The organism is Streptomyces sp. Sge12 (assembly GCF_002080455.1).
GTDB lineage: Bacteria > Actinomycetota > Actinomycetes > Streptomycetales > Streptomycetaceae > Streptomyces.
In genome coordinates this window covers 3183454-3207201 of the sequence record NZ_CP020555.1, presented here as the reverse complement: position 1 = coordinate 3207201, position 23748 = coordinate 3183454, and the positions used below count along the sequence as shown (strand labels likewise).

Sequence of the window (23748 nt, the reverse complement as noted above, 5' to 3'; positions counted from 1 at the left end):
ATTGCCCCGCCGACTTAACCGGGGTGTCCGTCGACTGTCACAGCCCTGTCACAGCGACTTCTGACAGGGCCGCGACAGGATCACGTCGCGCGACGGTCGAACTCCCGACTACCGATGGGACAGAATGAGCCCGTGCCTTTCCTGTTGCTGATCGAGGACGACGACGCCATCCGCACGGCCCTCGAACTCTCCCTGTCTCGCCAGGGCCACCGTGTGGCCACCGCGGCGACGGGCGAGGACGGCCTGAAACTGCTGCGCGAGCAGCGGCCGGATCTGATCGTGCTGGACGTGATGCTGCCCGGGATCGACGGTTTCGAGGTGTGCCGGAGGATCCGCCGCACCGACCAGCTGCCGATCATCCTGCTCACCGCGCGCAGCGATGACATCGACGTGGTGGTGGGCCTGGAGTCCGGGGCCGACGACTATGTCGTCAAGCCCGTCCAGGGCCGGGTCCTCGACGCCCGGATCCGGGCCGTACTGCGCCGCGGCGAGCGCGAGTCGAGCGATTCGGCGAGCTTCGGCTCCCTGGTCATCGACCGGGCCGCGATGACGGTCACGAAGAACGGCGAGGACCTCCAGCTCACCCCGACCGAGCTGCGGCTGCTGCTCGAACTGAGCCGCCGTCCGGGGCAGGCGCTGTCGCGCCAGCAGCTGCTGCGGCTGGTCTGGGAGCACGACTACCTCGGTGACTCGCGGCTCGTCGACGCCTGCGTGCAGCGGCTGCGCGCCAAGGTCGAGGACGTGCCGTCCTCGCCCACCCTGATCCGTACCGTCCGAGGTGTGGGCTACCGCCTGGACTCCCCGCAGTGATCCGCGCGTTGCTCGCGGGCCGGCGCTGGACCAGCCTGCGGCTGCGGCTCCTCATGGTGTTCTGCCTGGTCGCGCTGACGGCCGCGGTCTCGGCCTCGGGCATCGCGTACTGGCTCAACCGCGAGGCGGTCCTCACCCGCGTCCAGGACGCCGCCCTCGGCGACTTCCGGCAGGAGATGCAGAACCGGGCCGCCGCGCTGCCCGCCGATCCCACCGCGGAGGAGCTGCAGCGCACCGCCGAGCTGATGGCGGGCAGCAGCCCGGGCTACAGCGTGCTGCTGGTGCAGGTCGGGAAGGACAACCGGCAGATCTTCGGCGCCGCGGGGCCCGACTCCTTCGGGCTGGCCAACGTACCGAAGTCCCTCCAGAACGCGGTGAACGACCGGCAGAAGACGACCGCCGCGAACGACTCCGAATACCACATGTACTGGCAGCGGACGAAGCCGAACGGCAACCCGTACCTGGTCGGCGGCACGCGGATCGTGGGCGGCGGGCCCACCGGCTACATGTACAAGTCGCTCGCGCAGGAGCGGGACGACCTGAACGCGCTCGGCTGGTCGCTGACCATCGCCACCGGTCTCGCGCTGCTCGGCTCCGCGCTGCTGGCGCAGGCCGCGGCCCGTACCGTGCTCAAGCCCGTGCAGCGGCTCGGGGACGCGGCGCGGCGGCTCGGCGAGGGAGAGCTGGACCACCGCCTCGACGTGTCGGGCACCGACGAACTCGCCGACCTGTCGCACACCTTCAACAAGACGGCCGAGGCGCTGGAGAAGAAGGTCGCCGACATGAGCGCGCGGGAGGAGTCGAGCCGGCGCTTCGTCGCGGACATGTCGCACGAGCTGCGGACGCCGCTGACCGCGCTGACGGCGGTGGCGGAGGTGCTGGAGGAGGAGGTCGACGACCTCGATCCGATGATCGCACCGGCCGTGGCGCTGGTCGTCAGCGAGACGCGCCGCCTCAACGACCTCGTGGAGAACCTGATGGAGGTCACCCGCTTCGACGCGGGTACGGCCAGGCTGGTGCTGGACGACGTGAACGTCGCCGACCAGGTCACCGCCTGCATCGACGCCCGGGCCTGGCTCGACGCGGTCGAACTCGACGCCGAGCGGGGCATCGTGGCCCGCCTCGACCCGCGCCGCCTGGACGTCATCCTCGCCAACCTGATCGGCAACGCGCTCAAGCACGGCGGGTCGCCGGTGCGGGTGTCGGTGACGGTAGAGGGGGAATGGCTGGTGATCGCGGTGCAGGACAACGGTCCGGGCATTCCCGAGGAGGTCCTGCCGCACGTCTTCGACCGGTTCTACAAGGCGAGCGCGTCGCGGCCGAAGTCGGACGGCAGCGGGCTCGGCCTGTCGATCGCCATGGAGAACGCGCACATCCATGGCGGCGACATCACGGCCGCCAACGTGGCGGGCGGCGGGGCGCTGTTCACGCTGCGGCTGCCGGTGGACGTGGGAAAGGTGATCGCGGGTGACGCGGATGCGTAGGGCTCTGCCGGTGGTTCCGGTGGTGCTGGTCCCGTTCGTCGCGGTCGCGCTGCTCGCGACGTCGGCCTGCGGGATCCGGGCGACGACCGTGCCGGTGGACGTGGGCGCGGCGCCGTCGCGCGTGTCGTGCGACACGCAGCCGCAGCCCAGCGGGGTGCAGGGCTTCCGGGCCACGGTGGAGCTGGTCTGCGGATCGCAGCTGGTGGGTGTGGAGCGCGTGGTTCCGGTACCTGAGAAGAAGCCGGTACGGGACCCCCTGGCGCTCGTCGCGCAGGCGCTGCTGGAGGCGCTGGAGCGGACGCCGACCACGGAGGAGCGGGACGCCGGCTTCACGAGCGAGGTCCCGGTCGGGCTCTCGGCCGGCGCCCCGAGGCCGGGGGACCCGGCGGGCACCGTGCGGCTCAGCCGCAAGCCCGAGGACCTGCCGCCGGTGGCGCTCTCGCAGATCGTGTGCACGCTGGCGGGCAGCGAGGCGCTGAAGGGGACCCCGGGCCCGGTGGTCCTCGGCGGCCCGGACCTGGATCCGCCGCGGGCGTGGGAGTGCACGGACGCGGTGCGTTCGCGGCCGGAATCGGTGCCGACGCTGGGCGAGATCGCCCGCCCGACGCCTTCCGCCTCGCCGTCCTGACGCGGCGCCCCCGTCGCCGGGGGCCCCGCCCCCGGACCCCCGTACCTCGAACGCCGCCGGGGCCGGATGCGCGAAGGCCCGGTCCCGCCGGACGGGGCGGGACCGGGCCGGTCGAGGGGCCGAAACCCCGGGGCGAGGGGTCAGATGCCCATGGCCGCGGAGAGGTCCTTCTTGATCGCGTCCAGGACCTCCTGGCCGCGGACGCGGGCCGGCGCCAGGTCGGAGGCCTCGGCCACCGGGACCACGACCTCCAGGTAGCACTTCAGCTTGGGCTCGGTGCCCGACGGGCGGGCGATGACCCGGGCCTTGTACGCGCCGTCCAGGTAGTAGCGCAGGCCGTCCGTGGGCGGGAGGGTCTCCGTGCCCCGGGACAGGTCCTCCGCCGAGACCACCCGCAGGCCCGCCAGGGACACCGGCGGCTGCGCGCGCAGCGCCGCCATCGCGTCGGCGATGATCGACAGGTCCGAGACGCGCACGGACAGCTGGTCGGTGGCGTGCAGGCCGTGGGCCATCGCCAGGTCGTCCAGCAGGTCGGTCAGGGTGCGGCCCTGCTCCTTGAGCACCGAGGCCAGCTCCGCCACCAGCAGGGCGGCGGTGACGCCGTCCTTGTCGCGGACGCCCTCGGGGTCCACGCAGTAGCCGAGCGCCTCCTCGTAGCCGTAGCGCAGGCCCTTGACGCGGGCGATCCACTTGAAGCCGGTCAGGGTCTCCTCGTGGCCGACACCCGCCGCCTCCGCGATCCGGCCCAGCAGGCTGGAGGAGACGATGGACTCCGCGAAGACTTTGTCACCGCCCGAGACCCCCTTGTGGACGAGGTGCGCCGCCAGCAGCGCGCCGACCTCGTCGCCGCGCAGCATCCGCCAGCCGTCCCCGGTGGGGACGGCCACGGCGCAGCGGTCCGCGTCCGGGTCGTTGGCGATCACGATGTCGGGCTGGACCTCGGCGGCCTTCGCGAAGGCCAGGTCCATCGCGCCCGGCTCCTCCGGGTTGGGGAACGCCACGGTCGGGAAGGCCGGGTCCGGCTCGGCCTGCTCGGCGACGAGCACCGGCTCCGGGAAGCCGTGCCGGGCGAAGGCCGCCAGGACGACGTCCTTGCCGACGCCGTGCATGGCCGTGTAGACGGTCCGCACGCCCCGCGGGGACCCGGGGGTCAGGACGGCGTCCGTGCGCGCCAGGTAGGCCTCCAGGACCTCGTCGCCGAGCTCCTGCCAGCCCGACTCCGGGCGCGGTACGTCGGCCAGCTTCGCCACCGCCGCGATCTGCGCCGCGATCTCGCTGTCGGCCGGGGAGACGATCTGCGAGCCGTCGCCGAGGTAGACCTTGTAGCCGTTGTCCCGGGGAGGGTTGTGGCTCGCGGTCACCTCGACGCCGGCGACGGCGCCGAGGTGCCTTATCGCGTACGCGAGGACGGGCGTCGGCAGCGGGCGGGGCAGGAGGGCCGCGCGCAGCCCGGCGCCGGTCATGACGGCCGCGGTGTCGCGGGCGAAGTCCGCGGACTTGTAGCGGGCGTCGTAGCCGACGACGACCAGGCCGCCGTCGTGGCCCTGGGCCTTCAGATAGGCCGCCAGGCCCGCCGCGGCCCGGATGACCACGCTGCGGTTCATCCGCATCGGACCGGCGCCGATCTCACCGCGCAGTCCGGCGGTGCCGAACTGCAGGGTGCCCGAGAAACGGTCCGCGAGCTCCGCGGTGTCCGCGGACTCGATGAGCGCGGCCAGCTCCGCGGCCGTCTCCGGGTCCGGGTCCTCGGCCAGCCAGGCCTGCGCCCGGGTGATCAGGTCGTCCTGTGCCTGTTCCTGCACTGCTTCCGCCTTACCTCTCGTACGTCGATCAGATGCGGGCGAGGACCTGCGTCAGCAGCGTGCCCATGCGGGCAGCCGAGTCGCGGCCGGCCTGGAGGACCTCTTCGTGGTTCAGCGGCTCGCCGGACAGGCCCGCCGCCAGGTTGGTGACCAGCGAGATGCCGAGCACCTCGGCGCCGGCCTCACGGGCGGCGATGGCCTCCAGCACGGTGGACATGCCGACCAGGTCGGCGCCCATGACGCGGATCATGTTGATCTCGGCCGGGGTCTCGTAGTGCGGGCCGGGGAACTGCACGTAGACGCCCTCTTCGAGGGTCGCGTCGATCTCCTTGCACATCGCGCGCAGGCGCGGCGAGTACAGGTCGGTGAGGTCGACGAAGTTCGCGCCGACGATCGGCGAGGTGGCCGTCAGGTTGAGGTGGTCACTGATCAGGACGGGCTGGCCGGGCTTCATGCCCTCGCGCAGACCGCCGCAGCCGTTGGTCAGCACGACGGTCTTGCAGCCGGCGGCGACGGCGGTGCGCACACCGTGGGCGACGGCGGCGACGCCGCGGCCCTCGTAGTAGTGGGTCCGGCCGAGGAAGACCAGGGCGCGCTTGTCGCCGATCTTGTACGAGCGGATCTTGCCGCCGTGGCCCTCCACGGCGGCGGGCGGGAAGCCGGGCAGCTCGGTGACGAGGAACTCGGCCTCGGGGGCGCCGAGCGCCTCTGCGGCGGGGGCCCAGCCGGAGCCCATCACGAGGGCGACATCGTGGGAGTCCACGCCGGTCAGCTCCCGCAGGCGGGCGGCTGCGGCGTCGGCGGCGGCGAAGGGGTCGGTAACAGATGCGTTCACGCGGACGAGCGTAGCTGCTTCCGGCCTACGCGCGTAGATGGCACAGCTCACGGTGTTCGGATCGTTGCCTTGTCGTTTCCGCCGAATCGTCCCCGCGGGGGTGGCCGGCCCGAAACCCCGGGGCTCCGCCCCGCACCCCGCGCCTCAAACGCCGGCGGGGCTGGGGGTGGGGGTCAGCAGGGGCGCTTGCGGATTTCCATGACGTAGTCGTGGGGGGCGCCCGCGGATTCGGCGGCGTCGGCGATCTCGCCGAGGTAGCGCGCGGAGGGCAGGCCGCCCTCGTAGCCGTTCAGGACGTACACCCAGGCCGCTTCCTCGCCGTCCAGCGTGTGGACGCGCACCCGCATGCGCCGGTAGATGTCGAGCCCGACACCCTCCCAGCGGTCCATCGACTCCTCGTCCAGCGGCGCGATGTCGTACAGGGCGACGAAGACCTGGTGGCGCGGGGCTTCGACGATCGTGGCGAGAGCGCCCTCCCAGCCCATCTGCTCGCCGCCGAAGGTCAGCCGCCAGTCGTTGATCCAGCCCGTGCCGCGCAGCGGCGAATGGGGTGCGCGGCGCGTCATCAGCCGCGGGTCGAGGTTGCCGGCGTACGCGGCGTAGAGCGACATGAGGTCGAGGGTACGGGAGGGGTGCCGGTGCACGCGTGCCCGGATGGAGGGACCGGGCGCGAAGCACCTTGAAGCGTGCGGGACAATGGAGCACGGAATGCATCCCCCGGGGAGACCCCCCGGAACACCGGCCGGGGCGGCAGCCGGCCGGGTAGACGTGAGGCGGACTTTTCGTGACCCGGATCGTGATCATCGGCGGCGGACCCGGCGGGTATGAGGCAGCCCTGGTGGGGGCCCAGCTCGGCGCGGAGGTGACCGTCGTCGACTGCGACGGTCTGGGCGGGGCCTCGGTCCTCACCGACTGCGTACCCTCCAAGACTCTGATCGCGACCGCCGAGGTGATGACGACCTTCGACTCCTCGTACGAGGAGCTCGGCATCGTCGTCGCGGACGACACCCCGCACATCGAGCAGGCCGCGCGCGTCGTGGGCGTGGACCTCGGCAAGGTGAACCGGCGTGTGAAGCGCCTCGCGCTCGCCCAGTCCCACGACATCACCGCCTCCGTCACCCGGGCCGGCGCCCGCGTGGTGCGCGGCCGCGGCAAGCTCGGCGGGCCGCAGGGCATCGACGGCACCCGGGACGTCATCGTCACCGCCGCCGACGGGTCCGAGACGATCCTGACCGCCGACGCGGTGCTGATCGCGACCGGCGGCACCCCCCGCGAGATCCCCGACGCCATGCCCGACGGCGAGCGGATCCTGAACTGGACCCAGGTCTACGACCTCGACGAGCTCCCCGAGGAGCTCATCGTGGTCGGCTCCGGTGTGACCGGCGCCGAGTTCGCCGGTGCGTACCAGGCCCTCGGCTCCCGGGTGACGCTCGTGTCCTCCCGCGACCGCGTGCTGCCCGGTGAGGACCCGGACGCGGCCGCCGTGCTGGAGGACGTCTTCCGGCGCCGCGGCATGAACGTCGTCGGGCGCTCCCGGGCCGAATCCGCCAAGCGGGTGGGCGACCGGGTCGAGGTGACCCTCTCCGACGGCCGCGTGCTGACCGGTACGCACTGCCTGATGGCCGTCGGCGCGATCCCGAACACCCAGAACATGAACCTGGAGGAGTCCGGGGTCCGGCTCAAGGACTCCGGGCACATCTGGACCGACAAGGTCTCGCGCACCTCCGCGCCCGGCGTGTACGCCGCGGGTGACGTCACGGGCGTCTTCGCGCTCGCGTCGGTCGCGGCGATGCAGGGACGCATCGCGATGTACCACTTCCTCGGTGACGCGGTGGCCCCGCTGAACCTGAAGACGGTCTCCTCGAACGTCTTCACCGACCCGGAGATCGCCACCGTCGGCTACACCCAGGCGGACGTGGACGCCGGCAAGATCGACGCCCGTGTGGTGAAGCTCCCGCTGCTGCGCAACCCGCGGGCCAAGATGCAGGGCATCCGGGACGGCTTCGTGAAGATGTTCTGCCGCCCGGGCACCGGCATCGTCGTCGGCGGTGTGGTCGTCTCCCCGCGTGCGAGCGAGCTGATCCACCCCATCTCGATCGCGGTCGACAACAACCTGACGGTCGAGCAGATCGCAAACGCGTTCACCGTGTACCCCTCGCTGTCGGGCTCGATCGCCGAGGTGGCCCGCCAGCTGCACACGCGGAAGGCCGCCGGGGAAGCCTGATCCGGCCTAACCGCCGCATGCCGCAAGGGGTTTGGGGCGGGGCGTCGTTTCGTGGCGAGATGTTCACGCAACTCTCGGGCTGCGTATACCACTAGTCGCCCCACCTTATGGACAACTTCGGTATTCCGGCGCAAAGAGCTGAAAGCAGACGGTCGTTGGGGTTACTGTCAGTTTCGTGTTCGCTGCAGAACGTCGCCAATTGATCCTCGAAATGGTGCGGGCCAACGGAGCGGTATCGCTCCGGGAGCTCGCCCGCGTCGTCCAGACCTCCGAAGTGACCGTACGGCGGGACGTGCGGGCACTGGAGGCAGAAGGACTCCTCGACCGCCGACACGGCGGTGCGGTCTTGCCGGGCGGTTTCACGCGGGAGTCCGGCTTTCCGCAAAAGTCCCATCTCGCGACGGCGGAGAAGACCGCCATTGCCGATGTCGCGGCCGGCCTCGTCGAAGAGGGCGAGGCCGTCGTCGTCGGCGCGGGCACCACGACGCAGGAGCTGGCCCGCCGGCTCGCCCGTGTGCCCGGACTGACCGTCGTCACCAACTCGCTGCTCGTCGCCCAGGCCCTGGCCCACGCCAACCGGGTGGAGGTGGTCATGACCGGCGGCACCCTGCGCGGGTCCAACTACGCCCTCGTGGGCAGCGGGGCGGAACAGTCCCTCCAGGGGCTGCGCGTGTCCCGGGCCTTCCTCTCGGGCAGCGGTCTGACCGCCGAGCGCGGGCTGTCCACGTCCAACATGCTGTCCGCCAGCGTGGACCGGGCGCTGGTGCAGGCGGCGGCGGAGGTGGTGGTGCTGGCCGACCACACGAAGCTCGGTACCGACACGATGTTCCAGACCGTGCCGACCGACGTGATGACGCGTCTGGTGACGGACGAGCCGCCGCCGCACGACGACCGGGCGGGTACGGAGCTGCAGGCGCTGGCGGACCAGGGCGTGCAGATCACCGTGGCGGGCGGAGCCGTGCCCTCCGGCGGTGTGGACGGGATGCAGGGGCGGCGGCCGCGCCGCGAGTCGCCGCTGCCGGTGCAGAGGCGGGGTGGGCCGACGGCGCAGTTGCGGGCCGCGGGCATGCTGCCGGAGCCGCAGGCGGAGCGGGCCCGCGTGGCCGACATGCGCCGCCGCTAGGACGTCTCTTTCGGATCTTGTCGGGTGAGCCCGGGTCGTCCGGTGCGGTACGGCGCAAGGCGGAGGGGCGCCCGTGTACTGGACGTACTCGGGCGCCCCGACAACGCGGCGAGGTGCCGTGCCGGGCGGGCCGGGCCCGACAAGATCCGGAAGAGACGTCCTAGGCCGTCCCATACCTCGAACGCCGGCGGGGCTGATCTTCAGCCCCGCCGGCGTTCGAGGTATGGGGGCAGCGTCCCGGTACGGCGCCGCACATGCGAAACGGGGCCCCCGGGGCGGAGGCCCCGGGAACCCCGTACGGGACGTCAGTCCTTGATCTCGCAGATCGTCGCGCCCGAGGTGACCGACGCGCCGACCTCGGCCGTGAGGCCGACGATCGTGCCCGAGCGGTGGGCGTTCAGCGGCTGCTCCATCTTCATGGCTTCGAGTACGACGACCAGGTCGCCCTCGTTGACCTGCTGGCCCTCCTCGACCGCGACCTTGACGATCGTGCCCTGCATCGGGGAGGCCAGGGTGTCGCCGGAGGCGGCGGGGCCGGACTTCTTGGCCGCGCGGCGCTTCGGCTTCGCGCCGCCCGCAGCGGCCGTACGGGCCAGGGTCATGCCCAGCGAGGACGGGAGGGAGACCTCCAGGCGCTTGCCGCCGACCTCGACGACCACGGTCTCGCGGCCCGGCTCGTCCTCGGTGTCCTCCGCGGCCGGGGCCGTGAACGCCGGGATCTCGTTGACGAACTCGGTCTCGATCCAGCGGGTGAAGACCGTGAAGGGGCTGCCGTCCGTGGGGGCGAACGCCGGGTCGACGACGACCGCACGGTGGAAGGGGATGGCGGTGGCCATGCCCTCGACCTCGAACTCGGCCAGGGCGCGCGCCGCGCGCTGGAGGGCCTGCTCGCGGGTGGCGCCGGTGACGATCAGCTTGGCCAGGAGCGAGTCCCAGGCCGGGCCGATCACGGAGCCGGATTCGACGCCCGCGTCGAGGCGGACGCCCGGGCCGGTGGGGGCGTTGAACTTGGTGACCGTGCCGGGGGCCGGGAGGAAGCCGCGGCCCGGGTCCTCGCCGTTGATGCGGAACTCGATGGAGTGACCGCGCAGGACCGGGTCGCCGTAGCCGAGCTCCTCGCCGTCGGCGATGCGGAACATCTCGCGGACCAGGTCGATGCCGGCGACCTCTTCGGTGACCGGGTGCTCGACCTGGAGCCGGGTGTTGACCTCCAGGAAGGAGATCAGGCCGTCGGCGGAGACGAGGAACTCCACGGTGCCGGCGCCGACGTAGCCGGCTTCCTTCAGGATGGCCTTGGAGGCGGCGTACAGCTCCGCGTTCTGAGCCTCGGTCAGGAAGGGGGCCGGAGCCTCCTCCACGAGCTTCTGGTGGCGGCGCTGGAGGGAGCAGTCACGGGTCGACACGACGACGACGTTGCCGTGCGAGTCGGCCAGGCACTGGGTCTCGACGTGGCGCGGCTTATCGAGGTAGCGCTCGACGAAGCACTCGCCGCGGCCGAAGGCGGCGACGGCCTCGCGGACGGCGGAGTCGTAGAGCTCCGGCACCTCTTCGAGGGTGCGGGCGACCTTCAGACCGCGACCGCCACCGCCGAAGGCGGCCTTGATGGCGATCGGCAGGCCGTGCTCCTTGGCGAAGGCGACGACCTCGTCCGCCCCGGAGACCGGGTCCGGCGTGCCGGCGACCAGCGGGGCCCCGGCGCGCTGGGCGATGTGACGGGCGGCGACCTTGTCACCGAGGTCACGGATGGCCTGCGGCGGCGGACCGATCCAGGTCAGGCCGGCGTCGAGCACGGCCTGGGCGAAGTCGGCGTTCTCGGAGAGGAAGCCGTATCCGGGGTGGATGGCGTCCGCACCGGAGTCGGCTGCGGCCTGGAGGACCTTGGAGATGTCCAGGTAGCTGGCGGCCGGGGTGTCACCGCCCAACGCGAAAGCTTCGTCGGCCGCGCGGACGTGCAGAGCGTCCCGGTCCGGATCGGCGTAGACGGCTACGCTCGCGATCCCGGCGTCCCGGCAGGCCCGAGCAACGCGGACAGCGATTTCGCCACGGTTGGCGATGAGCACCTTGCGCACGATGGCTCCCTCCTTGAAACAAGCTGAGTTTAGGGACAGCCCACACGGCCTTTCGACCCTTTCCCGGTGGTGACCTTGCCCACACAGAGTGTGATGCGAGGCCCGATCCGCCGGAAAACCCTTGTGGCGCCCCAGGTCAGGGGGATCCCCGACTGCACAGTAACCCCGTCACGTAGCCGAGGTCTCTGTTCCTCCGGTCAGCGGCCCCGGGTGATTCTTTGTCGAGTCCCTACGAACGGCCCACAGTTTCTTTGCGGTCGTGAGAGGAGTTGTCCCCTTGTTTACTGATTGGTAGCCCCGTTGTCCCGCAGGGCGGACCGGCACCACACCGTACCCACAGCGATGTAGCCCACGGCGGCCCGGACGGGCGGCAGCGCGCCGGGCGTGTCCTGCGTACGGGGGACACGGGTCGGGTGCCGCCCGGTCCGGTCCGGGCCGCTGTGGCACCCGTCGCCGCAGCAAAGGCCGGGTCCTGCGAGCGCCAAAAGCAGGGGGGCGGCGTAAAGCGGGCGAACATTTCCGGCCAGTGCGCGGACCGGCGTGTCCGTGGCATGTCCACGATGCCGGTGGAGGGTCCGGGTCCGGTGCCGCGCGATTTGCCGGTCGCCGGCGGCGGTGGGCGGCCTTTCCGGCGGCCGCCGGGCGTTGACACGTGCCTCCGGACGGGCCGTCAGCGGTTAATCTTTCAAGGAAATGTGACCGCTTGTCAGCCACAGTCAGATCGCACTTGTCGATGTTGACTGGGGTGAACGCGCCAGGTTAGGTTTGGTGCTCCGTGCGCCCTGCTGGGCGCGCTGAGGCAAGTGGCTGCGGGGTCGCACCGTCGAGCCGACTGAGCGCCCCGCAGGCGGTTTCCTGCCTCGGCGCTTCGAGCTCCGGTGCCGGGTCGTTGACAAAAGAGCGCTCTGACCAAGCTGCTTCTATGAGTTCTCGTTCCAGTCATTGGCGCCGATTCGCTTCGGTTGCGAAAGGCTGGAAACAAAGATGTGAGGGAAAATTGCCGGGGGATGATCTTCTCTATGACATACATCAATCAGAAAAGGATGCAGCGGGATCGGCTTTAGAAGAGGAATGGTGGCACCGGGGCGGTCCGTACGAGGTCGGTGAGGGCGAGGTCCACGTCTTCCCGGTGCTGAGCAGGAGCGAATTCCCGCTCGCACGGCCCGCGCCGCCGGGAGCTCCCGAGGGGGACGACGACAGGGCCGTCCGCGACCTGCTGGCCTGCCTGTCGAGGCGGCCGCCGGACGACATCCGGCTCGCCCGGGACGACCTGGGCCGGCTCCGCTGGGAGGCGGGATCGCTCGGGGTGGCGATCTGCCGTGACGAGGGCGGGATGCTCGTCGCGCTGGCCCGCGGGATGTCGGTGGCGCTCAGCGCCGTCGCCGTGCCCGGCTCGGTCGAGGCCGAGGCCCTGCTGCCCTTCAGCCGTTCGGAACGCGCCTTCGCGGGGGAGGCGACGGCCGGACAACGGTCCTTCCTGCTGGCCCGGATGTGGGCCCGCAAGGAGGCGGCGCTGCGACTGGCCGGACGGGGCGGTTTCGCGCTCGCCGCCGAGGTGGACGTGCTGGGCGCCGGGCCGGACGGAAGGGTGGTGATCCCCGCGTCCGGGCCGTTCGGCGGGGGCGGGGTCGCGTACGTACGGGACCTGTCCGCCGGAGCGGGAGCGGCGGCCGCCGTGGCGGCCTCCGCCCCCGTTCGCAGAGCGGTGTTCCGGAGATTGCGATGTCCGGAGCCCGCTACGGCATGAGAACCGCGTGAGGGTCGATGCCGGTGACGTGGCCGGGGGTGCTGAGCTCCCGCCACGTCTCCATCGCCAGCCGGACGGCGCCGGCCTTCTCGTACTCCGAGGCCGCCGCCTTGAAGTCCTCCGCGGCGGCCGCCTCCTGCTCCGCCGCCCGCCGGGCACGGGCCCGTACGACGGTGCAGCGGGCCCGGTCGAGCGGCGGCAGCGCCGCGGGGTCCAGCGCGTCGGCGGCCGCGGCCGCGGTGGCCGCGGGGGCCTCCTCGGACCGTACGGCGGCCACGGCGGCCAGTGCCTCCAGGGCCGCGAGCCAGGCCGCGGCCGCGGGCGCGGAGTCCAGCGCCCCGGCCAGGCGTACGCGGTCCAGCAGGGCGGGGGCGCTGTCGTCACCGGTGCTGACGGCCAGCAGGGCCCGGGCACGGCCCAGGCGGATGCGCAGCCGGACGTCGTCCGCCGGACCGAGGAGCGCGTCGGCCTCGGCCAGCAGGCCGAGGGCCTCGCTGCCGCCGCCCAGGTGGCGGGCGCCGGCCGCGGCCCAGAGCGCGCAGGCCCGCTGCTGCTCGGCCGGAACGGACGGCACCTCCTGGAGCAGCGCGTCGCCGAGGCTCTTCGCCCGGTGCCACTCCCCGCTCTCCACGTACGCCGTCAGCAGCACGACCTGGGCCTGGACCCGTTCGGGCCTGGCCGCGTCGAGGGTGTCGGCGGCGCCGGCGGCGTCCTCCGCGAAGGTGACGGACTCGGAGAGGCGCCCCGTGCGCCGGTAGAGGTCGGCGAGTTCGATCGCGGCCCGGGTGCGCATGAGCGGCGCGGCGGCGGTGATCGGGTCGTGGAGCAGCTCCAGCAGGGTCGCCTCGCGCTCGGCGTCGGCTCCGAGCCGGTCGAGCACGGTGGCCAGTTCCCAGCGGGCCTCCCAGCGCACCTCGTCGAACCCGCCGTCACCGGCCTGCCGGACGACGGTCTCCAGCTGGCTCCGGGCCGCGGACCAGTCCCCGGCCAGCTGGCTGGAGCGGGCGGCGACCAGCAGGCCCACGAGCTGGAGCCGGTGGGTGCGCTGCTTGTCCTGGGCCTCGGGCTCGGACAGTTCCTCGAGCGTCACCCCGAGCCGCCCGGCGATGACCTTGGCCGCCTTGAGGCTGGGGATCCGATGACCGCTCTCCACCAGCGAGACGTAGCTGGAAGAGACGCCCTCTCCGGCGAGATCTCCCTGGGACAGACCCTGTACGCGACGTCTCTCCCGAACACGTTTCCCGAATGCTGGCTGTTCGATCGTCAAGGTTCGGCTCGCTGTGTGGTTGAAGGGGCGGATGAATATTTACGGAGTGTGACAAAGGATTCTACCCGACTTGGCCCGTTCGGTGAGGCTGAGTCGTGGGTTGGTGTCAATTTTTGCGGATTCTTGGTGGATTCATGTAGTCACATTCGAGTCATGTTAAAGTCAATACTCATGACAATGGATCCGCGGCCCGGCCGACGGCGTCGGTGGGGCATCTATGTCCTGTTGGGCGCGGTGGCCGTCAGTTCGGTCGGCGAGGCGATGATGGTCGTCGCCGTCCCGTGGTTCGTGCTGCAGACGACCGGGAGCGTGGCGCAGACCGGAATCCTCGTCGCCCTCGGCGCCGTTGCCTCGGGAGCCGTCGGATTCGTCTCCGGCCCCCTGGTCGACCGCTGGGGATTCCGGGCGACGGCAGTGCTCTCGTACGCGGTCGGCGGTATCGGTGCGGCCTGCATCCCGGTCATGCACGCCCTGGACATGCTGAATTTCCCCACCCTCGCCGCACTGGTCGTGGCCGCCAATGTCCTGGACATTCCCGCCTCGGCGGCCGTCACCGGTCTGGTGCCCGAACTCGCCGAGGACGCCGGCATGCCCCTGGAGCGCGGCAATGCGCTCCTCAGCGGGGTCCATCAGGTCGCCCAGCTGTGCGGACCGCCGCTGGGCGGCGCCGCGGTCGCCCTGCTCGGCGTCGCCGACGTGCTCCTCATCGACGCGGTGGCCTGCCTGGCGGCCGCGGCCCTCATCCTCGGCTGGCTGACGGCGGGCCGCGCCCGGCCCGCCGGCCGGCCGGCCGCCCCGTACCTGAGCGAACTGCGCTCGGGCCTGCGCACCCTGCGCGAGCACCGGCTGCTGCGCACCGTGGCCGCCTCCGGGACGGCCTTCAACGGGCTCGACAGCGGGCTGGCGGGGGTGGTCCTCGTGACCTACGCCTACCAGCACCTGGGCAGCGCGACGAGCCTGGGCATCCTGCTCACCGCCTTCGGACTGGGGGCGGTCGCGGGCACCGTGGGCTACGCCGTCGTGGGCCACCGGCTCGGCGCACGCCGGGTGTACCTCGGCTCCGGCCTCGCCGTGGCCCTGCTGATCGGCGCCCTCGCCGCCCTGCCCTCCCTGCCGGTGGGGGCCGCACTGCTCGCACTGCTCGGCGCCTTCGCCGCCCCGGTGGGCCCGGTGCGCACCGGCGTGCTGCAGCGGAGCGTCCCCCGCGAGCAGTACGGGCGGGTGACGGCCGCGGTCGACACCGCCGGGCTGGTGGCCGTACCGCTGGGGGCCTCCTTGACGGTGGTGATGGTGGGGGCCGTCGGCCTGCGCCCGGCGATCGTGACCCTCGCCTGCGGCTATCTGCTGGTGGTCGCCTGCTGCTGGGCGGCCCCCGCACTCCGCGGGATGCACGCCGATCAGCACTCATGACGAGTATGACTAAACTTGACAATGAATGACTGGGGGTTGACGCTGACCCTCCATGGACTCCGCCCCGAGGAGGGATACATGAGCTCCGCTCCCGCCTGGCCGACTGCTCTCAACCAGCCGGTGCACGCCCCGCACGCCGGGCGCCCGGAGGCGCTCCGAGCCGTCCGGGACCACCTGGCCCGCGACCCCGGCGCCGTCCACGACCTGCTGTGCGAGATCTCCACGCACCGCGCCGCCGGATACGAGATCGAGGCGACCATCGCCACGCTGGACGGTGCGCTCGCCGAGTTCGAGACGTACCGGCCGGGCCGGGTCCCGCGACTGGCGGTCTACATGCCGTCGAACGTCGTCCTCTACTCCTACGCCCTGTACCTGCTGGTGCCGGCCCTCTACGCGGACCGGCTGGCCTTCCGCCCCTCCAGCCAGGTCAAGGAGCAGATGGGCCGGCTGCACCGGCTGCTCGCCGCGCACCACGGCCTGCCGATCGAGCTGACCAACGCCAGCCAGCGGGAGTTCCTGCGCGAGCACGTCCAGCCGGCCGACGTCGTCGTCTTCACCGGCGCCTACCGCAACGCCGAGCAGATCCGTCCCCAGCTCTCCCCGGGACAGCTCTTCCTCTTCCTCGGCTCCGGGGTCAACCCCTTCGTCGTCGCCCCCGGCGCCGACATCGCGAAGGCCGCCCGGGACGCCGTGGAGATACGCATGCACAACGCCGGCCAGGACTGCCTCGGGCCGGACCTGTTCTGCGTCCACGAGGACCTGCTCGACGAGTTCCTCGACACCCTCGTCTCGGAACTCAAGGGACTGCGCTACGGGCCCTACACCGACCCCGGCGCCGACTACGGTCCCGTCTTCTACGACGGCGCGCTGGAGGAGGCCGCCCAGTTCCTGGCCCGCAACCGCCGGCACATCGTCCACGGCGGCCACGTCGACTTCCGCGAGCGCCGCATGGAACCCACCGTCATCGTCGGCGAGGACGTGACACCGCGCACCCTGGTGCCGGAGTTCTTCGCACCCGTCTTCAACGTCGTCGGCTACCGCGACCCCGAGGCCCTCGCGGCCACCCTCACCACCAGTGTGTTCACCGAACGCGCCCTCGGATCGAGCGTGTACGGCGACGCTCCCGACCTGGTCGCCGCGCTGCGCAGGCGCACCACCGTCACCGTCGACACCACCCTGCTGTCCATCGACGACGGCAACGCGCCCTTCGGCGGGTACGGACGGATGGCGAACTACATCACCGACGGCCGGGACATGTGGACCGAACCGGTCCTCGTCTCCAAGGCCGTCGCCGAGCACTTCACGGCAGCCGCCCGATGAGCGGACACACGTACCCCACCGCATGGCACGCCGTCGCCGATCACCTGCGCCACCTCGGCGCCGGCGCGGTCTTCGGCCTGCCCGGTGACGACATGGACCTGCTGGGCGCCCTCGAGGGCACCGACACCCGGTTCGTCCTGTGCCGGGACCAGCGCAACGCCCTCTTCATGGCGACCGGCTACGCCCTCGCCTCCGGCCGCCCCGGCATCGCCGCGGTGGGCAAGGGCCCCGCCCTGACCAACACGCTCACCGGCGTACTGGAAGCCGCCTCCGCCGCCGCGCCCGTCGTGCTCATCGCCGGGGGCACCGCCCTGGACCGGCTGGGCACGGGCGCGTTCCAGGAACTGGACCAGCTCACCGCGGTGCGCCCGTACGTGAAATGGGCGGCGCGGGTGGACCACGCCGACCGGCTGGCGGGCGTACTGGAGAAGGCGCTCACCCTCGCCGTCAACGGCACCCCCGGCCCCGTCTACGTGGAGATCGCGGAGCAGATCGCCGGTGAACCGGTCACCCGCACCGGCCCCTGGCGGCCGGCCGGCCCGCAGCGGCCCACCCCGGACCCCGAGGTGCTGCGGACGACCGCCGACACCATCGCCGCGGCCCGGCGGCCCCTGCTGCTGGTGGGCGGCGGCGCGCGCCACCGCAACACCGGCCGCGTCCTGGAGGCCCTCGCCGAGCGGCTCGGCGCCGGGATCTTCACCACCGCGTCCGGCCGGGGCACGGTCGCCGAGGACCACCCGCTCTTCTGCGGCGTGTCCGGGCTCTACACGGTGGCCCCCGCCGACCGGCTGTGGCACGAGAGCGACCTGGTGATCGCGCTCGGCAGCCGGCTGGAGGAGACCGCGACCTTCGGCTGGCCGGACGCCGCCGGACTCCCGGTGATCCAGGTGGTGACGGGGGAGGAGAGCATCGTCACCGACCGGCCGGGCGCCGGGGTGCTGGGCGACGTGGAGCGGACCGTCGCGGCGTGGACCGCACTGCTGGCCGGGCACGCACCCGCCGCCGACTGGACCGAGCGGGTCCACGAGGTACGGCAGGCACACGCCGTACGGGCCACCGAGCGGGCCGCGGCCGCCGATGCCGCCGCGGCCGCCGGGGGGCCGGGCGCGGGCGGCGTTCCGGTGGCGCGCGTGCTGTCCGCCCTCGACGGCGCCGTCCCCGCGACGCGGATCCTCGTACAGGAGAACGGCCTTCAGGACATGTGGTCGTACTTCTACCCCCACTGGAGCTGCGGCGCTCTCGGCGGGTCGGTCGTGCCCAGCGAGCAGACCCCGCTCGGCTTCGGCGCCGCGGCCGCCGTGGGCGTCGCCCTCGCCGAACCGGACCGGCCCGTGGTGGCGGTGGTCGGCGACGGCGCCTTCAACCTCTTCCGCTCCGAACTGCCCACCGTCGCCGACGCGGGAGCCGCCCTGCTGTACGTCGTCCTCGACAACGGCGGTTACGGATGGCTCCAGACCAACCTGGACCGGGTCTCGGGGACCGAATCGCGGTTCGCCTTCACCGTCGACCGCCCGACCGGATCCGAGGGCCTCGCCCGCGCATACGGTCTTGGATACTGGCGAGTTGACAACCCGGACGATCTCCACGGCGTCCTCCATACGGCGTGGGAACACTGCGCGGAACACGGCACGGCAGGAGTGGTCGAGGTGGGGGTGTCCCTCACCGACAGCCCCCCGGGAACCTCCGGGTCGAACGGCGACTTCCCACTGCGTGAGGACGAATGAACGACTGCGAGACAAGGACGAGGCAATGGCCGTAGCGCTCTTCTTCCCCGGGCTCATTCCCACCCGGTTCGACGCGATCAGCGAGTTCGTCACCACGAACGACCACGCCAAACGCAGATTCGCCGAGGCGGACGAGGTGCTGGGCTACTCCCTGGCCGATGCCTACCGCGAGGCGTCGATCTACGACTGGGAGGTGTTCGAGACCGGGTTCATGGCGCTCACCCTCGCCCTCGCCGACTGCGCGCAGGCCCGCCACGGCGGTCGGCCCGCCGTGTGCGGCGGGCAGAGCTTCGGCGCCTTCATGGCCGCCGTGTGGGCCGGGGCCCTGACCTACCCGGACGCGCTGGAGCTGATCCGGCGCAGCGTCGCCGTGGAGACGGACTACTTCGACTCGCTCCAGGAGCCGCTGGGCTGCCACTTCTTCTACCGGCTCCCGCACGACACGGTGCAGCGGCTGGTGGAGGAGACGCGCGACCGCGGCGAGTGGATCGAGCTGTCGGTCGTCCTCGACGAGGAGGTCCACGCGGTGTCCGCGTCGCTGCGCTCCCTGGAGCGCTTCGAGCAGCGGGTCCGCGAGGAGGGCGGTTTCCCCTTCTACACGATGAACCGGGCCGAGCACTGCTCCGCCGTCTCCGGGCTGCGCACGCGCCTTCACGACGAGGTCTACGGCACCGTGCCGTGGAACGCCCCCGGGATACCCGTCGTGTCCGACGTGGACGGGCGGCTGCTGACCGACCCCGAGGAGATCAAGCAGGACCTGCTGGACGGGTGGACCACGCCCGTCCACTGGCAGACCATCCTGCGCGGACTGCAGACGGCGGCGGTCGACGAGGTGTGGATCCCGGGGCCGCGCAACATGTTCGCGCGGATCACCAACAAGTCCATCCCCACCCGGGTGATCACCCCGAAGACGGCGCTCGAACCGTGAGCGCCGGGACGAGGACGCCGACGGACCCGGCCGGCCGCCGGGTCCTGTCGGCCGCGCTGTTCGCGAGCGCCCCGGCGGAGGTGCTCGACTTCCTGCTCCCGCTGTGGGCGGGCTCCACGCTGCACGCCGGAGCCTCCGCGGTCGGCGCCCTCATCGCCTTCGAGGCGGTGCTGTCGCTGATCGTGCGCCCGCTGGCCGGGGAGCTGGCCGACCGCTTCGACCAGCGGCGGGTGGCCGCGGCCGGTGCCGCGCTGTACGCCCTGTCGTTCGCGGGGTACGCGCTCGCCGACTCGCTGGCGGTGGCCTTCGTGGCGGCCGGCCTGGGCGGCGCCGGCGGGGCCCTGTTCTGGGTCGCGCTCCGGGCCTGGACCGGGCGGCGCTCCCAGGACGGCGACGGCACCTCCGCCTACGGCAAGTTGCTGTCGGCGGAGGGCCAAGGGGCCTTCATCGGCTACCTGGTGGCCTTCTCGCTGCTGGAACGCGGCGGATACCCGCTGCTGTTCTGGCTGGGCAGCGCCGCATGCGTGGTGGCGACCGCCTCGCTGCTGCGCGGACCCCGTGAGGAACGGGACCGCACGGGAGCCGGCCGCGAGGACCGGCTCGGGGCGGCCGGGCGCCGGCTGCTGCCGCTGATGGTGGTGTCCGCGGTGACGGCCGCCGCCGAGGCCGGCCTGTGGATGCTCCTGCTGCTGCGGCTCCAGGGCGACCTGGAGCTGTCCCCGAACGAGATCGCGCTGGTCTTCGCCCCCGGCTTCGTGGTGTTCGTCCTGCTGCCGGAGCACACGCACCACCTGACCGACCGGCTGGGCCGCACGCCGACCATGGTCGCCTCGTTCGCGGCGAGCGCGCTGTTCGCCGCGGGGCTCGCGGTGGTCTCCACACCGCTGGCGATCGCCGCCTTCTGGACCGTGGCCGCCGCCTGTTTCGCGGCGCAGATCCCGGTGGAGCAGGCCACGGTGGCCGCCGCGTCCGGAGGGCGGATCGGCCGGGGCATGGGGCTCTACGAGAGCGCCCGGCTGGCCGGCGTGGTGGCGGGCCCGCTAATGATGGGCGTGCTCTACGAGCAGCTCGGCTGGACCGCCGCCTGTGTGGCGGCCGCGGCCACCTCGGCCGTGGGGGCGCTCGTGGTCCCGTACGCGGTCCGCACCCTGCACCTGCCGCAGGAGAAGAAGAACCCCGAGACCCCGAACCCGAACCCGGACCCGAACCCGGACCCGAACCCGGCCGGGTCCGGGTCCGGGTCCGGGCCGGAGACCGTACCCGTGAGAGAGGACACAGAAGACATGGACATGAGCAAGCCGGAACCGGCGCAGCCGTCGGCGGAGACCACCCTCGGGCCCAAGGAGCACGCCCGCAAGGAGCGCCGGGACTGGTACATCCACACGGTCGCGTTCGCGCTGGGGCAGCTGGTCCTGTGGACCCTGGACTCCAGCTGGCTCGTATGGCAGATCACGGACGGCAGCGTGCCCGACGACCAGCGCGGACCGCTGGTCTGGTTCGGTCGTATCTGGCTGACCATCTGGGTGATCGACACGCTCTGGTCCTGGTCCTACACCATCTGGCCGCGGGAGAAGAAGTCCAAGTCGTCGTAGGCGCGCCACGCGGCGGTGCGCAGGCCGGCCCGGGGCGGTGCGCCCCGGGCCGGCGGCCGTCCGGGGTCACTTCAGGTCGAGCGGTAGCCGGTCGTAGCCGCGCAGCGAAGTGACGCGCGTACGGGGCTCCGCCGGACCGGCGTGCGCGATGTGCGGGAACCGGGCCAGCAGCCGGGGGAAGACGACCTGGGCCTCCATCCTGGCCAGGGCCGCTCCCAGGCAGTAGTGCGCGCCGGCGCCGAAGCTGAGCGAGCCGGACACCGGCCGGCCCGGCAGGAAGGTGTCGGGGGACTCGAACCGCTCGGGGTCGCGGTTGGCTCCGGCGAGCAGGGCCACGACCTGGGTCCCCTTCTCGATGCGCACGCCGTTCAGTTCGGTGTCCTCGCCGGTCCAGCGCGAGGCGATCTGGATGGGCGGGGTGAAGCGCAGCATCTCGTCGACCCATGCGCCGATGTCGTCCCCCTCGCCGCGCAGCCGGGCCAAGAGCTCCGGCCGGTCGAGGAGGGTGGCGGTGCCGTTGCCGATGAGGTTGCTGGTGGTCTCGTAGCCCGCGGAGTAGAGCAGGACGAGATTGGCCAGCAGCTCGCGGCGGGTGAGCCGGTCGCCGTCGGCCTCGCGGACCGCGATCAGCGTGCTGACCAGGTCCTCGCGCGGATCGGCCCGCCGCTCGGCGACCAGTGCGCCCAGCCGGTCCCAGAGTTCGGCGGTGGCCGCGTCGGCGCGTTCCAGGTCGGGGCCCAGGAGGTTCTGCTCGATGGCCGCCGTGATGTCCCGCACGCGCGGCCCGAACCAGGCGCGGTCCTCCTCGGGGATGCCGAGCAGTTCGCCGATGACGGTGATGGGCAGCGGCAGGGCGAGGTGTTCCATCAGGTCGACCGGGCCGGCGGCGGCGCGCTCGGCGAGCCGGTCGAGCAGCCCGTCGGCCAGCCGTTCCACCGCGGGCCGCAGCGCTGCGACGCGGCGCGGGGTGAAGGCCCGGCTGACCAGGCGGCGCAGCCGTTCGTGGTGGGGCGAGTTCTGGTTGACCATCTCGCCCATCAGCGAGTGGACGGCCAGGTGCTCGGGACCCTCGGGCCAGGTACGGGCGATCCATTCGTCGTCCTCGACCCGGAAGAGGGGATCGCGCAGCACACGGTCGCAGTCGGCGTAGCGGGTGACGACGACGGTTCCGTCGGGCAGCCGGGCCACGGGGGCCCGCGCGCGGAGCACCGCGTAGAGGGGGTAGGGGTCGGGGCAGCCGAGAGGGCTGAACAGGGCGCGGAGAGCGCGGCGTACCTGGGCCTGATCGCTCATGGTGCCTCCTGGCCCCGGGCTCGCTCGTACGGCCGAGTCCGGGAGTCGGTGGATCCGCTGCTCCGGCCCCGCGTCGGGCCGGTCCGGAGCAGCGGCGGGAAGTGGGACCGGCCGGTCAGGCGGCCAGCTGCTTCTCGATGCGGATCACGATGTCGGACACGAGCTGGAGCTCCTTGAGCTCCTCCTCGGGGAGGGTGACCCCGAAGCGCTCCTCGGCTGCGACGATGACCTCGACCATGGCGAGGGAGTCGACGTCGAGGTCGTCGATGAAGTGCTTCTCCTCGGTCACGTCGGCCGGTTCGACGTCGGCGACCTCGTTCAGGATCTCGGCGAGTCCGGAGATGATCTCTTCACGCGTCATGGCGGTTGCCTCTCTTGGGTGCGTGCGTGCGTAGGTGCGTACGGGTGCGGTGGCGGATGCTGTGCCGGTGCGCCGGCTCAGCGGTCCTCTTCGGGGACCGGCTTCAGCGCGGAGAGGTCGACGACGTGGTCGGCGAACTTCTTCTCGATGCCGATGAGCCGCAGTTGGCGGTACAGGCTCTCGATGCCGAGCTGCTTCATGGTCAGCCCCTGCGGGGCCGAGTCGGCCTCTCCGCCCTCCTCGATGTTGAGGGCGATCGGCGCGGCGAGCTCGATGACCTCGCGGATGTCGTCGCCGTAGCCCTCCTGCACGCCCTGGCGCAGGGCGTGCAGACCGAAGCTGACGTGCCGTGACTCGTCGCGGCACATGGCCGTGAAGCCGGCCTTCAGTCCGGCGAGCAGCGGAATGCCGTGCAGGGAGTTCACGATGGCCCGCTGGCCGACGAGGGCGAGGACGCCTTCGGTGATCAGGTGGAAGAGGGCCACGGCGCGCAGCCACCGCCGGTAGTCCGACGGGTTCTCCTGCAGCTCCCGGATGATCTCGGTCTCGACGCGGCTGAGCTCCTGGTGGGCCGGCGTGACCATGTTCCACGCCTGCACCAGCATCCGCTTCGGGTCGGGGTCCAGACCGAGGAGCTCCTCGCCCAGCCGCAGCATCAGCTGGGTGTGGCGCGTCTCGTCGGCGATCTGCGTACCGAGGTAGAGGTGGTCGCGTTCCTCCGGGGCCCCGGTCAGGATCGGGCCCAGCAGGTCGAGTCCGGTGTACTCGCCGATGATGAAGGTGGCGATGGACTCCTCGATCATCCTGCGGGCGGCCTTGGGCAGCCGCTTGTCGAAGTCCTCGCGGTCCGGCCCCAGTTCGATGGCCTGGGCCGACCACTGCTGCTTCTCCCAGCGCTCGTAGAGAGCCTGTGGCTGTGGCTGCTGTTCGGTGACGAGATCGGCGTGCCGAAGGACGTCCTTCAAGGGGAGTTTCGGCATCTCGGCGAGCGAGGCGTCGTCGAGCAGCAGTGTGCTCCAGCGCGGCATATCAACTCTCCATGACTGTTGAGTCAAGTCCATGACTATCCATGAATTCGACAGTGAACAGCACTCACGGCGCATCGTCAACGCGGATCGGGTCCTGTGAGGT

Annotated in this window: 19 protein-coding genes; 11 read left to right on the top strand and 8 right to left on the bottom strand. The window is 72.0% G+C overall.

Going from position 1 to position 23748, the window contains the following annotated elements:
• The first annotated feature begins 132 nt into the window (after window positions 1-132).
• The 3 genes from afsQ1 to B6R96_RS13945 are packed head-to-tail and all read left to right on the top strand — an operon-like array spanning window position 133 to window position 2922.
• Window positions 133-810: a two-component system response regulator AfsQ1 gene (afsQ1, locus tag B6R96_RS13955; RefSeq protein ID WP_063754818.1), complete on the top strand. Its 678-nt coding sequence runs from the start codon at window positions 133-135 to the stop codon at window positions 808-810.
• A 53-nt stretch (window positions 811-863) separates the two neighbouring features.
• Complete coding sequence (locus tag B6R96_RS13950; RefSeq protein ID WP_234431831.1) at window positions 864-2294, top strand: sensor histidine kinase; 1431 nt, start codon at window positions 864-866, stop codon at window positions 2292-2294.
• Window positions 2287-2922 carry a hypothetical protein gene (locus B6R96_RS13945; RefSeq protein ID WP_030387595.1) on the top strand — a complete coding sequence of 212 codons (636 nt, stop codon included), beginning with the start codon at window positions 2287-2289 and terminating at the stop codon, window positions 2920-2922. Before B6R96_RS13950 ends, B6R96_RS13945 begins: the two co-directional genes overlap by 8 nt.
• Before the next feature lie 140 nt (window positions 2923-3062).
• Here B6R96_RS13945 and B6R96_RS13940 read toward each other — a convergent pair whose 3' ends face one another.
• The 3 genes from B6R96_RS13940 to B6R96_RS13930 form a co-directional block, all read right to left on the bottom strand.
• Window positions 3063-4724, bottom strand: a complete 1662-nt coding sequence (locus tag B6R96_RS13940) for a phospho-sugar mutase (RefSeq protein WP_081522613.1) — start codon at window positions 4722-4724, stop codon at window positions 3063-3065.
• 28 nt (window positions 4725-4752) lie between these two features.
• On the bottom strand, window positions 4753-5559 hold the full coding sequence (locus tag B6R96_RS13935) for a purine-nucleoside phosphorylase (protein ID WP_030387597.1): 807 nt from the start codon (window positions 5557-5559) through the stop codon (window positions 4753-4755).
• A gap of 173 nt (window positions 5560-5732) precedes the next feature.
• Entirely contained in the window at window positions 5733-6170 is a 438-nt protein-coding gene (locus B6R96_RS13930) for a gamma-glutamylcyclotransferase (RefSeq protein ID WP_030387598.1), read from the bottom strand.
• A 173-nt stretch (window positions 6171-6343) separates the two neighbouring features.
• Between B6R96_RS13930 and B6R96_RS13925 the strand changes: the two genes are divergently transcribed.
• Both B6R96_RS13925 and B6R96_RS13920 read left to right on the top strand, forming a co-directional pair.
• Window positions 6344-7783 carry an NAD(P)H-quinone dehydrogenase gene (locus B6R96_RS13925; RefSeq protein ID WP_030387599.1) on the top strand — a complete coding sequence of 480 codons (1440 nt, stop codon included), beginning with the start codon at window positions 6344-6346 and terminating at the stop codon, window positions 7781-7783.
• A 175-nt stretch (window positions 7784-7958) separates the two neighbouring features.
• Window positions 7959-8906, top strand: a complete 948-nt coding sequence (locus tag B6R96_RS13920) for a DeoR/GlpR family DNA-binding transcription regulator (protein ID WP_078626446.1) — start codon at window positions 7959-7961, stop codon at window positions 8904-8906.
• Window positions 8907-9211: 305 nt separating this feature from the next.
• Here the strand turns inward: B6R96_RS13920 and B6R96_RS13915 are convergent, their stop codons facing one another.
• Complete coding sequence (locus B6R96_RS13915; RefSeq protein ID WP_053705141.1) at window positions 9212-10975, bottom strand: acetyl/propionyl/methylcrotonyl-CoA carboxylase subunit alpha; 1764 nt, start codon at window positions 10973-10975, stop codon at window positions 9212-9214.
• Window positions 10976-12104: 1129 nt separating this feature from the next.
• Between B6R96_RS13915 and B6R96_RS13910 the strand changes: the two genes are divergently transcribed.
• Window positions 12105-12722, top strand: a complete 618-nt coding sequence (locus tag B6R96_RS13910; RefSeq protein WP_081522612.1) for a hypothetical protein — start codon at window positions 12105-12107, stop codon at window positions 12720-12722.
• Here the strand turns inward: B6R96_RS13910 and B6R96_RS13905 are convergent.
• Window positions 12712-13989 carry a helix-turn-helix domain-containing protein gene (locus B6R96_RS13905; protein ID WP_078626447.1) on the bottom strand — a complete coding sequence of 426 codons (1278 nt, stop codon included), beginning with the start codon at window positions 13987-13989 and terminating at the stop codon, window positions 12712-12714. The genes B6R96_RS13910 and B6R96_RS13905 overlap by 11 nt on opposite strands.
• A gap of 171 nt (window positions 13990-14160) precedes the next feature.
• Between B6R96_RS13905 and B6R96_RS13900 the strand changes: the two genes are divergently transcribed.
• The 5 genes from B6R96_RS13900 to B6R96_RS13880 all read left to right on the top strand — a co-directional run bounded on the left by B6R96_RS13900 (window position 14161) and on the right by B6R96_RS13880 (window position 20963).
• Entirely contained in the window at window positions 14161-15399 is a 1239-nt protein-coding gene (locus tag B6R96_RS13900; protein ID WP_159396325.1) for an MFS transporter, read from the top strand.
• A 78-nt stretch (window positions 15400-15477) separates the two neighbouring features.
• Entirely contained in the window at window positions 15478-16719 is a 1242-nt protein-coding gene (locus B6R96_RS13895) for an aldehyde dehydrogenase family protein (RefSeq protein ID WP_051779405.1), read from the top strand.
• Window positions 16716-18443 carry a thiamine pyrophosphate-binding protein gene (locus B6R96_RS13890; RefSeq protein WP_081522610.1) on the top strand — a complete coding sequence of 576 codons (1728 nt, stop codon included), beginning with the start codon at window positions 16716-16718 and terminating at the stop codon, window positions 18441-18443. The genes B6R96_RS13895 and B6R96_RS13890 overlap by 4 nt, the downstream gene beginning before the upstream one ends.
• Before the next feature lie 25 nt (window positions 18444-18468).
• Complete coding sequence (locus tag B6R96_RS13885; RefSeq protein ID WP_081522609.1) at window positions 18469-19371, top strand: ACP S-malonyltransferase; 903 nt, start codon at window positions 18469-18471, stop codon at window positions 19369-19371.
• The gene (locus B6R96_RS13880) at window positions 19368-20963 is read left to right on the top strand and encodes an MFS transporter (RefSeq protein WP_203351626.1); all 1596 of its coding nucleotides are present in this window, start codon (window positions 19368-19370) and stop codon (window positions 20961-20963) included. The genes B6R96_RS13885 and B6R96_RS13880 overlap by 4 nt, the downstream gene beginning before the upstream one ends.
• Before the next feature lie 66 nt (window positions 20964-21029).
• Here B6R96_RS13880 and B6R96_RS13875 read toward each other — a convergent pair whose 3' ends face one another.
• The 3 genes from B6R96_RS13875 to B6R96_RS13865 all read right to left on the bottom strand — a co-directional run bounded on the left by B6R96_RS13875 (window position 21030) and on the right by B6R96_RS13865 (window position 23645).
• On the bottom strand, window positions 21030-22256 hold the full coding sequence (locus B6R96_RS13875; RefSeq protein WP_030387609.1) for a cytochrome P450: 1227 nt from the start codon (window positions 22254-22256) through the stop codon (window positions 21030-21032).
• Between the two features lie 115 nt (window positions 22257-22371).
• Window positions 22372-22617: an acyl carrier protein gene (locus B6R96_RS13870; protein ID WP_081522608.1), complete on the bottom strand. Its 246-nt coding sequence runs from the start codon at window positions 22615-22617 to the stop codon at window positions 22372-22374.
• Between the two features lie 77 nt (window positions 22618-22694).
• Window positions 22695-23645 carry a ribonucleotide-diphosphate reductase subunit beta gene (locus B6R96_RS13865; protein ID WP_081522607.1) on the bottom strand — a complete coding sequence of 317 codons (951 nt, stop codon included), beginning with the start codon at window positions 23643-23645 and terminating at the stop codon, window positions 22695-22697.
• Between the last annotated feature and the right edge of the window lie 103 nt (window positions 23646-23748).